The following is a 12,536-nucleotide window of genomic DNA, read 5'->3' as shown; positions in this document are numbered from 1 at the left end:
TTCGCCGACGAAGGATTAGTTTGGTGAGGCAGCTTAAAGCGAAAGTGAGCAATTAGAAGCTGGCCAAAGTCAAATCGCCTTAAAGTAGGCCAGCAAGTCGGCCTTGTAGGAGCTGCCGATGGGCAGCAGAGAGTTGTTGGTCAGCAGCAGCTGCTCGGGTTGCAGGCGCTTGATGTGGGCCGCGCCCACGATAAACGAGCGGTGCACCCGCACGAACTCCGGGCCCAGCAACTCACTCATGCTCTGCATGGTGGCATGATGCAGGTAGGTTTTGTCGGCCGTCACCACTTTCACGTAGTCCTTACAGCCCTCCACGTAACGGATGGCCGGCAGCGGCACTTTCAGCAGGCCGCCTTGGTCTTTGAGCAGCAGGTGGGGTGGGGGCGCGGTCATATCCGTAGGCTGGGCGGGAGCCGGGGGCTGGTAGCGGGCCGTTGCTTTGAGGAACCGCTCGTAGCTGAAAGGCTTGAGCAGGTAGTCGAGCACCTGCAGCTCGTAGCCCTCGTAAGCGTATTCGCGGTAGGCGGTGGTGAGGATGGTGGGAGGAGGATTCGGGAGCGTGCCGAGGAAGTGCAGGCCCGTGACGAGCGGCATTTCAATATCGAGAAACAGCAAATCGACGGGGTGCTGGCGCAGGTAGTCGTGGGCTTCGATGGCGTTGCGGCACTGGCCGCCGAGCGTCAGGCCCGGCGTTTGGTCGATAAAGCGCGTGAGTACCTGGTGGGCCAGCGGCTCATCGTCCACAATCAGGCAGCGAACCTGGGCAGCAGTAGGAGGCATAAAGGATAGCGAGTGGTGAAGGCGCTGGCCAAGCGAGGCAATTGGGCCGCGCCGGTCGGCCTGGTGCAGCGGCGAGCCGCAAATATGCGTCCCTACGGCCGGTCTTTGCTACGCAGGGGCACCGTCAGCTCAGCGCGGTAGCGGCCGGCCTGGTCGGCCAGGTGCAGGGTATGGGTGTTGGGGTAGTACAGCGCCAGGCGATGCCGGATGTTCTGCAGGCCAATGCCGCCGCTGCGGCGCGGGGCGTTAGGCGGCGGGGCGGGCAGCATGTCGTTTTCGATGACGAAATGCAGGTTCTCAGGGGTGGCCGTGAGTGTGGCCGTTACCTGGGTGTCGTCGGAAAAGTGGTGGCGGCCGTGCTTGAAGCTGTTTTCGACCAGCGGCAGCAGCAGCAGCGGCGGCACCTGCAGCCCGGCCAACTCGGTGCCGTTGCTGACGAAACGGATGCTGGCCCCGGGGTAGCGGCGCTGCTCCAGCTCGAAGTAGCTCTCCAGAAACGCCACTTCTTCGCGCAGCGCCACGTACAACTTGCCGCTGTCGTAGAGCACATAGCGCATCAGTTCCGACAGCAGCAGGATGAAGCGCGGCGTGTCGGGCGAGCCGGCCAGGCTCAGGCCGTAGATGCCGTTGAGCGTGTTGAGCAGAAAATGCGGCTGCAGCTGGGCCTTGAGCTGCTCCAGCTGCAACGCCGCATGGTCCTGCTCAATCTGCCGCCGCCGGGCTTCCTGCTCGAAGCTCACCCGCACAAAGCCCACGCAGCTGAAGGCCAGCAGGTCGGTGAACGCCAGCCCCGCGTTTAGGGTGGAGCGGTAGAACAGCTGGCCCAGCCCCAGTTGCACGTACTGCTGGTAGAAATCTGTGAGCACCGGCGGGGCGGCTAGCGGTGCAAACAGCAGCGCGGTCAGCAAGATGTTCAGCTTGGCGCCCCACCACAGGTACGGCAGCGACACCAGCACCAGCAGGCCGTAGCGGCGGCGGCGCAGCAGCGCGGGCAGCATCCAGCGGTAGTAGGGCAGCACATACACAGAGGCCACCACCGCAAACAAAATGAGCTGGGGATAGGGAAACAAATCGGTGCGGGCCGGCCGGTGCAGGCGGGCCGCTTCGCCCAGGTAAAAAGCGTACTTGTAGAGGCCCACGTACAGCGCCCAAATCAGCAGCTCAAAAACCAGGGGGAAGCGGCTGGGCCGGGCAGAAGGGTTTTGCATGCAGCGAAGGTGGGGCTTTTGGGTGGGCCGGCAGAAGAACAGTGGCGGATTTTCGACCAAACGGGCCGTTTTTTCGACTAAAAACCGGCCGGCGCGGCTTGGTCGACAGTGACCTTGCGGTGGTCGAAAAAAGCGAAAATCCGCTGGGAGGCGCCGTTGCTTTGTCCCATTCCCCGCCGGTTGTGGCGGGGCTGCCTCTCCCGCCATTCTTCGCTTACTGCCATGAAAAACGCCCTCACTGCTTCGCTTTTCGCCGCCGCCCTGGCCGGCACCGTTCCCGCCCTCGCCCAGACCTCCGCTGCTACCCCGGCAGCCACCACGGTGGGCGCCCGCACCTTGTCCGGCACCGTAGCCGACAGCACCTCGCAGCGCGGGCTGGCCTTTGCCACCGTGGTGCTGCGGCCCCGCGCCAATCCGCAGGCCCTGCTGAGCACCATGACCGATGAGCGGGGCGCTTTCCGCTTCGCCGGAGTGGGGGCCGGCGAATACCTGCTGGAAGCGCACTACCTCGGCTACAAAAACGCGCAGCCCGTGGCCCTGACGGTGGCTGCCGCGGGCGCAACTCCCTCGGTAACGCTGGTGCTGGCCGCTGCGCAGCAGGCGCTGGGGGAGGTGAAAGTGACCGGTAACAAGGCCTTCATCGAGCAGTACGCCAACAAAGTGGTGCTCAACGTGGCCGCCAGCCCCATTGCCCAGGGCGGCACCGCGGCCGAAGTGCTGGCCCGGGCCCCGGGCGTGGTGGAGCAGGGCGGCCGCTACCTGGTGCGAGGCAAAACGGCCCTGGTGCTCCTCGACGGCAAGCTGACCAACCTGGGCGGCAGCGACCTGGCCGAGCTGCTGGCCTCGCTGCCCAGCAACACCCTCGACAAAGTGGAGGTGCTGGCCAACCCCTCGGCCCGCTACGACGCCAACGGCGGGGCCGTCATCAACATCCTCACCAAGAAAAACAGCGCCTTTGGCACCAACGGCAGCGTGAGCGCCGGCGTAGGGGCCGGCCGCTTTGCCCGCTACAACGGCGGCTCCACCCTGAGCTACCGCCGCGACAAGCTGAACGTGTTCGGGGGCCTCGACTACCAGCGCACCAGGCAGTACCGCCGCTTCGACAGCAACCGCGTGCTCAGCCAGGAAACGCGCATCGACGAGGCGAGCTACAGCGTAACCGAGCGCAACAGCCAGACGGCGCGCTTCAACCTGGATTATGACCTGACCAAGCGCAGCGCGGTGGGCCTGCAGGTACGCGGCATCGGCACTGCCCGCCAAACGGATGGCCATACCAACTCCGCCGTGGGGGCGCTGGCTGGCCCGGTCAGCGCTACCAACGGGCTGCAAACCAATGGCACCGCCCAGGGCCTCAACCCCACCATCAGCCTGTACTACCGCACGCGGCTGGATTCGGCCGGCAGCGAGCTCAAGCTCAACGCCGACTACCTCAGCTTCCACAAACGCTTCGACGAGCAGTACCGCAATGCCGGTTTCGACCTGCCGAAGCAGGAAGCCACGGCCAACGCGCTGCGCACCTACTCGCCGGCCACCAACACGGTGGCCTCCTTCACCGCCGACTACACCCGCACGTTTGGCAAAGCCACGGCGCTGGAGGCGGGCCTCAAGTCGCTGCGCACCATCACCGATACCGACATTCACTGGGAAAACCTGGCCGAGGGCGGCACCTGGCGCAACGATGCGCAGCGCACCAACCACTTCGTGTACCGCGAGTACATCAACGCGGGCTACGCCTCGGTGCGCCAGCCGCTGGGCAAGAAAGTGGGCCTGCAGCTGGGTCTGCGGGCCGAGTACACGCACAGCGAAGGCGAGTCGCTGACGCTCGGGCAGGTAAACAAGCGCGACTACTTCAACCTGTTCCCCAACGTGGCGCTGGACTACCGGATGTCGGAAAAGCAGCAGTGGAATTTCAGCTACCAGCGCAAGATTGACCGGTTCCGCTTCGACATCGTCAACCCCTTCCTGACCTACATCAGCCCTTATCTGTACTACCAGGGCAACCCCGGTATCCGGCCTTCGTTCTCGCATAACTTCTCTGTCTCGCACAGCTACGACAACGCCCTGGCTACATCGGTGAGCTACGGCCGCCACACCAACGCCCTGGCCACGGTGTTCCGCCGCGACCCGGCCTCCAACGTCCTCATCCAGTCCGAAACCAACCTGAGCCAGGCCACCACACTGGATGGCACCGTGAGCCTGACCAAGCAGCTGGGCGGCGCCATCACCATGGCGAATTTTGTGGGCGCCACGTACGTCCGGTTCTACTCGCCCACCATGCCCTGGCTAAACCAGGCGAGCGTGGGGGTGATGGCCAGCAGCAACACCACGGTGAACCTGCCCAAAGGCCTGCGGGCCGAGCTCAACCTGTTCTACCGCTCGCCCCTTACCTACGGGGCCTACTCCTTCGGGGCCCAGTACAACGGCAGCGTGGCCGTATCGAAGCCGGTGCTCAAGGAAAAGGGCACCCTCACGCTCACCGTGCTTGACCCACTGAATCTGCAGCAAAACCGCTACGATACGCGGGCGGCCGATGTGCAGGCCTACAGCCTCGATAAAGCCGAAACCCGCTTCGTACGGCTCAACTTCAGCTACCGCTTCGGCAACCAGAAAATCAAGGTCATCAAAACGCGCCGCACGGGCATCGAAAGCGAAAAGAACCGTCTGGAAAGCGCGACTAATTAGTTGGTTGTGCAGAGGTAAGAGCCTTGTCCTTAAAACGTCATGCTGAGCTTGTCGAAGCATCGCTACCGCAGTAGTACCTAAACTGGTGCGGTAGCGAAGCTTCGACAAGCTCAGCATGACAGCGTTTTAGCTACGAATACTATTGCACAACCACTTACCCGGCAGCCAAGAATGCTCTAAAGGGAGTTCTTATGCCTGCAGCCCCGCCAGCTGCTTGTTGATGAAATCAATCTCCTCAAACGTGAGCTGGAAATTCATGGCGCGGGCGTTTTGCACGGCCTGCTCGGGGTTGCGGGCGCCCACCAGCGCCACCCCGATGCCGGGCTGCGCCAGCGTCCAGCGCAGCACCAGTTGGCCGAGGGTGGCGTTCTTGGTTTCGGCCAGCGGGCGAATTTTGTTGAGCACGGCATTGGTGCGGGTCACGGCTGCGGGCGTGAACAGGGGGTGGCCGTTGCGCAGGTCGCCTTCGCCAAACTCCTGGCCGGGCTTTATTTTCCCCGTTAGCAGGCCCAGCTGCAGCGGGCTGTACACCAGAATGGCTTTGCTGTTTGCTTGGCAGTAGGGCACCACGTCGGCCTCAATGTCGCGCCGTACCATGCTGTAAGGCATCTGGTTCGAAACCAGATTAATGGTCTTTTCGGCTTCCTGCATTTGGGCCACCGAGTAGTTGCTCACGCCCGCGGCCCGCACCTTGCCCTGCTCCACGAGGCGCCCCAAGGCCTCCATCGTTTCGTCGATTGGGATGGTCACATCGGGCCAGTGCTGCTGGTAAAGGTCGATGTAGTCGGTGCCGAGGCGGCGCAGGCTGTCTTCGCATTCCCGGATGATGCTGTCGCGGCCGGCGTACCGGTACACGTCCAGGTCGTGGCCGTGGTTGTCCTTGGTTTTCATGGAAAATTCGCCCTTGGCCAGGTCCCAGCGCAAGCCGAACTTGGTCAGGATTTGCACCTTGTCGCGCGGCAGACTTTTGATGGCCTCGCCCACAATTTCCTCGCTTAGGCCCATGCCGTACACGGGCGCCGTGTCGATGCTGGTCACCCCCATGTCGTAGCTGGCGTGGATGGCGCCCACGGCGTCGTTCTGCTCGGTGCCGCCCCACATCCAGCCGCCGGCAGCCCAGCTGCCAAAGGTGATGCGCGAAACGGATACGTCGGAGGAGCCTAGTTTTTGGTATTCCATGAGAAGCTATTGAAAGGAAAAGTGCCCGTAAGGGGCCGCAAGTTACCAGGGGCGCCCCCGTGGGGTACGGGCAAATGCAAGAAACCTTTCGCGGTTGAATTTTCTTGTAGACTCTTCTACAGCATCAAAAAAAACCTAACGATATGAAAGTTGAAATCTGGTCCGACGTCGTTTGCCCGTTCTGCTACATTGGCAAGCGCAAGTTTGAAAAAGCCCTCGAAGGCTTCGCCCACCGCGACGAAGTAGAAGTGGTGTGGCACAGCTTCCAGCTCACGCCCGACTTCGTGCCCATTCCCGGCGAAAGCCTGCACGACTCGCTGGCCAAGAAGAAGGGCGTAGCGCCCGAAGAAGGCCGCCGCATGAACGAGCACATGTCCGGCGTGGCCAAGGAAGTAGGCTTGAACTACGACCTCGACAATGCCATTCCGGCCAATACCTTTCTGGCGCACCAGCTCATACACCTTGGTGCCCACCACGGCAAGCAGGATGCTACCAAAGAACGCCTCATGGCGGCCTACTACCTCGAAGCTCAGAACATCGGCGACATTGACAACTTGGTGAAGCTGGGCACCGAAGTAGGCCTCGACGCCGCCGAAAGCCGCCAGGCCCTCACCGCCGGCACCTACGCCGAAGCCGTGCGCCTCGACGAGTACCACGCCCAGCAGATAGGCGTGCGCGGGGTGCCCTTCTTTGTGTTTGAGGACAAATATGCCGTATCGGGCGCCCAGCAGCCCGAGCTGTTTGCCGAGGTTCTGGAGAAAGTATATGACGAATTCAAGCCCAAGCCCGCCCTAACCGTGGTGGCCGATAGCAACGCCTGCGGCCCGGATGGCTGCGAGATATAAGCGCACCGAAGGTTAAAAAGAACGTCATGCTGAGCTTGCCGAAGCAACTCTACCGCAACAGTAAATGATTACTCTCGCGGTGGAGTTGCTTCGGCAAGCTCAGCATGACGTTCTGGTATTGGATACTTTTTAATAAGAACCCCGCAGCTACTCCCGCCGCATGGGTATGTGTGGAATGCCGTCTTCCAGGTACCCCTCGCCGCACTGCGCAAATCCGAGACCCTGGTAGAACCGCTCCAGGTACTGCTGCGCGCCAATTTTGATGGGCTGCGCGCCGTACAGCACCTCGCAGTACGTAATGGCCTGGCGCATGAGCTCCTGGCCCAAGCCGTGGCGCCGGTGTGCGGGCGACACAATGACGCGCCCAATGGCCACTTCCTCGTAGCTGACGCCCGCATCGAAAAGGCGCGCGTAGGCGGCCAACTCCCCGTTTTCGGCGTAGCCCAGCAAGTGGTAGGCCTGGTCGTCCTGGCGGTCCAGGTCCTGGAAAACGCAGTTTTGCTCCACTATAAACACTTCCACGCGCAGGCGCAACAGTTCATAGAGTTCGGTCAGGGTAAGTTCGTTGTAGGGTTTGGCGGTCCAGGCGAGGGTCATAAATTGGGGTTATTTGGGCATGCGGGCCACGTCCTGCAGCGTCAATACGCGGTATTTGATGCCGAGCAAGGCGGCGTTTTGCTCAACAGTGGTGCGGAAGCCCGCCTTTTGGCGGCGTTCGTTCACCCCGGCTGCGTCCCGAATGGGCCACACAAAGGGCGGCTGGGGCTCGCGCTGGCCGGTCTGCGGGTTCAGTACATTGTAGCCAAAGGCCTGCGTGCCGTAGCGTTGTTCCTTGCCATCGCGCATGAGCTGGCGGTCCAGCATCTGGGCGTAAAGGTAAAAAGGTATTTCCTCCTTTTGAGCGGCCTTTTTGATACGCGGTATGTAGTACTCAATGTCATCGGAGTGCTGGATAACGTGCCACGCGGCCTCGTTCGTTGGCTCGCCTACCAGTGACTTGCCGGGGTAGCCGTATTGCTGCAAAAGCACCTTCATCCGCGCCGTATTCGACGAATCGGTGCGCATCATCTGGGTCATAATGTAGGTGGGCAGGCTTTCGCGCGTCACGCCCAGGGCGCGCGCCAGCGAGTCGGGCCGGCGGTTGATGCGGGGATTAAAAAGCATGCTCCGCCAGCGCTGGTCCACGGCGTAGATGCTGTCCAGCTCGTGCTTCAACGGCTTGTTGATGGTGGCTTGGGCAGCAGCGAGCTGCGGCAGTAGCGCGAGGATTAAAGCGGCGAGAAAGGGTTTCATTAATTGGTAATGATAGATAACAATCCGGCCTGAGGCCCTACGCCGCCACCGCTTCCTCGCTGCCCAGCTCGCTCAGCACGCGCTTGGCCTGCTGAATGGAGCGCACCTCCTCAAATGTCACGATGAGCTGCTCTTTTTTCTCCTTCAGGCTGGCCGTGCGGGCGTGCGTCTGCACGTAGTTGAGAATAGTACCGAACTGGTCGCCCTGAAAGTACGCCTGATGCTCCTCGCCGGCCGGCAAAAAGCCTTTCAGCGTGTTGCGCTTGAGCGTGATTTTGGTGAAGCCCACCGCGCAGGCCTGCCAGCGCAGCCGCACGATGTCGGCCAGCTGTTCCACCTCGGGCGGCAGCGGGCCAAACCGGTCGGTCATGCTCGTGAGCAGCTTCTGCAGCTCGGCGGGCTTCTGGGCACGGTCGAGCTTGGCGTAGAGCTGCAGGCGCTCCGACACGTTGCTCACGTACTTCTCAGGAATGAGCACCTGCTGGTCGGTTTCCACGTTGCATTCGTGGGCGCGGCCCGCGCCGGCGGCCAGCTGCAGGCGCTGGTTGGAGTCGCCCAAAAACAGGTCGCGGAACTCGGTTTCCTTTAGCTCCGTCACGGCCTCGTCCAGAATCTGGTGGTAGGTTTCGTAGCCCAGGTCGTTGATAAAGCCCGACTGTTCGCCGCCCAGCAAATTGCCCGCCCCGCGAATGTCCAGGTCGCGCATGGCCACATTGAAGCCCGCGCCCAGGTCCGAAAACTCCTCCAGCGTGCTCAGGCGCTTGCGGGCATCGGCCGGCAGCTGGGCCACCGGCGGCGTGAGCAGGTAGCAGTAGGCCTTGCGGTTGGAACGGCCCACGCGGCCGCGCATCTGGTGCAGGTCGCTCAGGCCGGCCAGGTGGGCGCGGTTGATGATGATGGTGTTGGCGTTGGGAATGTCCAGACCGCTTTCGATGATGTTGGTCGAAACCAGCACGTCGTACTCGCCTTCCACGAACTTCATCATGCGCTTTTCCAGCATCTCGCCGTCCATCTGCCCGTGGGCAAAGGTGATTTTGGCATCGGGCACCAGCCGCAGAATGGTCGCGGCCATCTCCTCAATGTCCTTCACGCGGTTGTGCACAAAAAACACCTGCCCGCCGCGCTTCAACTCCCGCGCCACCGCGTCGCGAATCAAAATCTCGTCATACACGTGCAGTTCCGTGCTCACCGGCTGCCGGTTGGGCGGCGGCGTGGCAATCACGCTCAGGTCGCGGGCACCCATCAGCGAGAAGTGCAGCGTGCGCGGAATGGGCGTGGCCGATAGCGTGAGCGTGTCCACGTTCACCTTCAGCTCCTTGAGCTTGTCCTTGGTCTTGACGCCGAATTTCTGCTCCTCGTCAATAATGAGGATGCCCAAATCCTTGAACTTGATATCCTTGTTGGTCAGCCGGTGCGTGCCAATGAGAATGTCGGTTTTGCCCTCCGCCACGCGCGCCAGTGTCTCCTTTATCTGCTTCGTCGACTTGAAGCGGTTCACGTACTCCACCGTCACCGGCAGCGTGGCCAGCCGGTCCCGGAACGTCTTGTAGTGCTGCATGGCCAGGATGGTGGTGGGCACCAGCACGGCCGCCTGCTTGCCATCGGCCACGGCCTTAAAAGCCGCCCGAATGGCAATCTCGGTCTTGCCAAAGCCCACGTCGCCGCAAATCAGGCGGTCCATCGGGTGGGGCTGCTGCATGTCGTGCTTCACGTCCTCGGTGGCCTTGGCCTGGTCGGGCGTGTCCTCGTAAATAAAGCTCGATTCCAGCTCGGCCTGCATAAAGCCATCGGGCGAAAACGCAAAGCCCGGTGCCGTCTTGCGCTTGGCGTACAGCCGAATAAGGTCGGCCGCAATGTCCTTTACCTTATTCTTTACCGCCTTTTTCTTGTTTTCCCATTCCGGCGAACCCAGCTTGCTCATGGTGGGCGGCGAGCCCTCGGCGCCGCTGTACTTGGCAATCTTGTGCAGCGAGTGAATGCTCACCGTCAGCAAGTCGTCGTCGCGATAAACGAGCCGAATAGCCTCCTGAATTTGCCCGTTGATATCCACCTGCGTCAGGCCCGCAAACCGGGCAATGCCGTAGTCTTGGTGCGTCACGTAGTCGCCGGGCTGCAGCGTTTTCAGCTCGCGCAGGGTGAGAGCCTTTTTCTTCGAGAATTTCTTGGTTTCCTGCGCCCGGTAGTAGCGCTCAAACAGTTGGTGGTCGGTATACACGGCCAGCTCCAACTGCTCATCCACAAACCCCTCGCGCAAGGCCAGCAGCAAATGCTGGAACTTCACGTTGTTGTCCAGCTCGTCGAATATCGTGCGTAGCCGGTCGGCCTGCCGCACCGTATCGGCCGTGATGATGGTGGTGAAATTGCGGTGCTGGTTCTCCTGCAGGTTCTTCACCATGCGCTCAAACTCCTTGTTGAAGCTCGGCTGCGGCTTGGCCGCAAACTGAAAAGTCTCAGCGTTTTTGAAGTGGAAGCGCTTGCCGAATTCCACCACCGCAAACTCCTCCAGCAGCTTCTTAAAGCTCTTGCCCGACTCAAACAGGTCGCCGGGCTTACTCACGATTTGCATGCCGCCCGCCTCGCCCAGCATCTGCTGGAAGTTGGCCTCGGCTTTCTCGTACAATTCGCTCACCACATCCAGCGTCTGCCGCACGTCCTTAGCCCAAATACAAGCCGTGCGGGGCAAAAACTCGAAAAAGGCCTCCCGCGTCTCGGTCAGCATTTTGGTTTGCACGTTCGGGATAATGCTGATGCTCGGCCGGCTCTCCACCGACAACTGCGTCTCCGGATTGAACGTCCGGATGCTCTCAATCTCATCCCCGAACAGCTCCAGCCGGAACGGCAGCTCGTTGGCGTAGCTAAACACGTCCACGATGCCGCCGCGCACCGCGTACTGCCCCGCCTCGTACACAAAATCCGTCTTCTCGAAGTCGTATTCGCCCAGCAGCTCGCCCAGGAAATTCACGTCCAGCTTGTCGCCCACCTTGGCGTTAAACGTGTTCTTCACCAGGCTCTGCCGGTTAATCACCTTCTCCGTCAGCGCCTCCGGGTACGTCACGATGAACACGCTGTTGCCCGTCGTAGCGGCCCGCGTGGTGTTCAGCCGGTTCAGGGCCTCGGCGCGCATCAGCACATTGGCGTTCTCAGTTTCATCAAACTGGTAGGGCCGCTTGTAGGAACTCGGGAACAGCAGCGCCTCGGGCCCCTCGGGTAGTAAGTGCTGCAGGTCCGACAGGAAGTACGCCGCCTCGTCCTTGTCGTGCAAGATGAACACGTGCGGATGCTGCGCATGGGCCACGGCCGCCGCCACCACGGCATCCTGGCTGCCCACCAGGCCGCGCAGGTGCAGGCGCACGCCTCCGGGCTCGGGCTTGGCAGCCGCGCGCAGGCGCGAAGCCAGGGTTTGCAGCTCGGGTGAAAGGCGGTATAGGCGAAGAAAATCAGCTACTTGCACAGGTGAAAAGGCTTGCGAACGACAAATGAATTAGCCCGGCCGGAGTGATTCCGGTCGGGCAGCGGCTTAGGATACAGCGTAGCCGAAGGTAAGGTTTCCGAAAGCAGGGTAGGAACGCGCCTTGGTGCCCTCAATCGCTGCATCAGATGCGCTCCGCCGTGGAATTACGTCCGGCTGGCCGCAACTTGCACACGTTTTCGTCACACCATCCCCACGGCTACAACGCCGAACGCGCCCAGGCGCGTTCCTACTCATTCATGCGCGGCTCTTCTCACCTGGCCATCGGCCTCATTACCGGCGTGGCCGTTGCGGGCCTGGTGCCCGGTATCCCATTTTCGGTGGCTGGCATTGCCCTGGCCGGCTTTTCCAGTCTCGCCCCTGACCTCGACCACCCCGATAGCCGCCTGAGCAAGCGCCTGGGGTTCACCCAAAACTACGTGCGCTGGGCTTTTGCCGCCGGCGCGCTGGCCCTGGGGGCCTATGCCTACTTTCAACTCACGGCGGGTTCCGAGCAGCGGCTCTACTACACGGCGGCGCTGGCCTTCGGGCTCATTGGGGTGGGCATGCAGGGCGGTTCGGCTCGGCGACTGGCGCTGCTCTTCACCGGGCTGGGCACAGTGGTGGCCGGTCTTTACACCGAACAATTGTGGCTTAGTCTGCTGGGAACGTTTGTAGCGCTGGCGCCCTTCACGTCGCACCGTTCCTGGACGCACACCATCTGGGCCACCTCCCTCTGGACCTACATCGGCCACCTGGCCAACCAGCACCTCGGCTGGCACGGCGTGGCCCTGTACGCGGGCGGCGGCTACGCTTCTCATCTCGTGGCCGATAGCCTGACCAAAGCCGGGGTTAGGTGGTTTTTGCCTCTATGGGATTATTCCTTTAAAATACCTCTCATCAGCACAGGGTCTGCCACCGGCAACATGCTGGAAGTAGGTATTTGTACGGGCTATGGGCTGCTGGTGCTGGGCCTGGTAATCGGGCAAATGGGCTTTTAATCGCAGGCTGCGCGATATGTGTGGCCTGCGTGCCGGTGCGGTGCCGCTGCCGTACGTGCTTATACTGTTGCAAAAGTCAGGCAATAATGTTAGCTTCGCA

At 61.8% G+C, this 12,536-nt stretch carries 9 protein-coding genes; 3 read left to right on the top strand and 6 right to left on the bottom strand.

Annotated elements, in window-relative coordinates:
- Positions 1-69: 69 nt before the first annotated feature.
- Together BEN48_RS04080 and BEN48_RS04075 are read right to left on the bottom strand one after the other, a co-directional pair.
- The gene (locus BEN48_RS04080) at positions 70-780 is read right to left on the bottom strand and encodes a LytR/AlgR family response regulator transcription factor (protein WP_070733190.1); all 711 of its coding nucleotides are present in this window, start codon (positions 778-780) and stop codon (positions 70-72) included.
- A gap of 92 nt (positions 781-872) precedes the next feature.
- Positions 873-1,988, bottom strand: coding sequence for a sensor histidine kinase (locus tag BEN48_RS04075; protein ID WP_070733188.1), 1,116 nt, complete (start codon positions 1,986-1,988; stop codon positions 873-875).
- A 222-nt stretch (positions 1,989-2,210) separates the two neighbouring features.
- On the opposite strand from BEN48_RS04075, the gene BEN48_RS04070 reads away from it, so the two are divergent.
- Positions 2,211-4,670: an outer membrane beta-barrel protein gene (locus BEN48_RS04070; protein WP_070733187.1), complete on the top strand. Its 2,460-nt coding sequence runs from the start codon at positions 2,211-2,213 to the stop codon at positions 4,668-4,670.
- A gap of 189 nt (positions 4,671-4,859) precedes the next feature.
- On the opposite strand, the gene BEN48_RS04065 is transcribed toward BEN48_RS04070, so the two are convergent.
- On the bottom strand, positions 4,860-5,849 hold the full coding sequence (locus BEN48_RS04065) for an aldo/keto reductase (protein WP_070733185.1): 990 nt from the start codon (positions 5,847-5,849) through the stop codon (positions 4,860-4,862).
- A 143-nt stretch (positions 5,850-5,992) separates the two neighbouring features.
- On the opposite strand from BEN48_RS04065, the gene BEN48_RS04060 reads away from it, so the two are divergent.
- Positions 5,993-6,694 carry a DsbA family oxidoreductase gene (locus BEN48_RS04060; RefSeq protein WP_070733183.1) on the top strand — a complete coding sequence of 234 codons (702 nt, stop codon included), beginning with the start codon at positions 5,993-5,995 and terminating at the stop codon, positions 6,692-6,694.
- 147 nt (positions 6,695-6,841) lie between these two features.
- Here the strand turns inward: BEN48_RS04060 and BEN48_RS04055 are convergent, their stop codons facing one another.
- Genes BEN48_RS04055 through mfd form a run of 3 tightly spaced genes read right to left on the bottom strand, consistent with a single transcriptional unit; the run spans position 6,842 to position 11,438 of the window.
- Positions 6,842-7,291 (bottom strand): GNAT family N-acetyltransferase, encoded by a 450-nt coding sequence (locus BEN48_RS04055; protein ID WP_070733181.1) that lies wholly within the window; start codon positions 7,289-7,291, stop codon positions 6,842-6,844.
- Between the two features lie 9 nt (positions 7,292-7,300).
- A complete protein-coding gene (locus BEN48_RS04050; RefSeq protein WP_070733179.1) occupies positions 7,301-7,987 on the bottom strand; it encodes a DUF6624 domain-containing protein in 687 nt (228 codons plus the stop codon).
- A 37-nt stretch (positions 7,988-8,024) separates the two neighbouring features.
- The gene (gene mfd / locus BEN48_RS04045) at positions 8,025-11,438 is read right to left on the bottom strand and encodes a transcription-repair coupling factor (protein ID WP_070733177.1); all 3,414 of its coding nucleotides are present in this window, start codon (positions 11,436-11,438) and stop codon (positions 8,025-8,027) included.
- 257 nt (positions 11,439-11,695) lie between these two features.
- On the opposite strand from mfd, the gene BEN48_RS04040 reads away from it, so the two are divergent.
- The gene (locus tag BEN48_RS04040) at positions 11,696-12,436 is read left to right on the top strand and encodes a metal-dependent hydrolase (RefSeq protein WP_158010096.1); all 741 of its coding nucleotides are present in this window, start codon (positions 11,696-11,698) and stop codon (positions 12,434-12,436) included.
- Positions 12,437-12,536: the final 100 nt, after the last annotated feature.

Source organism: Hymenobacter glacialis, from assembly GCF_001816165.1.
Classification (GTDB): Bacteria; Bacteroidota; Bacteroidia; order Cytophagales; family Hymenobacteraceae; genus Hymenobacter; species Hymenobacter glacialis.
This window is presented reverse-complemented; position numbering and strand designations above follow the sequence as displayed.

Coding starts and splice junctions, on each gene's coding strand:
- BEN48_RS04060 (WP_070733183.1), top strand. CDS start 5,993: ATGAAAGTTGAAATCTGGTCCGACGTCGTTTGCCCGTTCTGCTACATT.
- BEN48_RS04080 (WP_070733190.1), bottom strand. CDS start 780: ATGCCTCCTACTGCTGCCCAGGTTCGCTGCCTGATTGTGGACGATGAG.
- BEN48_RS04070 (WP_070733187.1), top strand. CDS start 2,211: ATGAAAAACGCCCTCACTGCTTCGCTTTTCGCCGCCGCCCTGGCCGGC.
- BEN48_RS04075 (WP_070733188.1), bottom strand. CDS start 1,988: ATGCAAAACCCTTCTGCCCGGCCCAGCCGCTTCCCCCTGGTTTTTGAG.
- BEN48_RS04040 (WP_158010096.1), top strand. CDS start 11,696: ATGCGCGGCTCTTCTCACCTGGCCATCGGCCTCATTACCGGCGTGGCC.
- BEN48_RS04065 (WP_070733185.1), bottom strand. CDS start 5,849: ATGGAATACCAAAAACTAGGCTCCTCCGACGTATCCGTTTCGCGCATC.
- BEN48_RS04050 (WP_070733179.1), bottom strand. CDS start 7,987: ATGAAACCCTTTCTCGCCGCTTTAATCCTCGCGCTACTGCCGCAGCTC.
- BEN48_RS04055 (WP_070733181.1), bottom strand. CDS start 7,291: ATGACCCTCGCCTGGACCGCCAAACCCTACAACGAACTTACCCTGACC.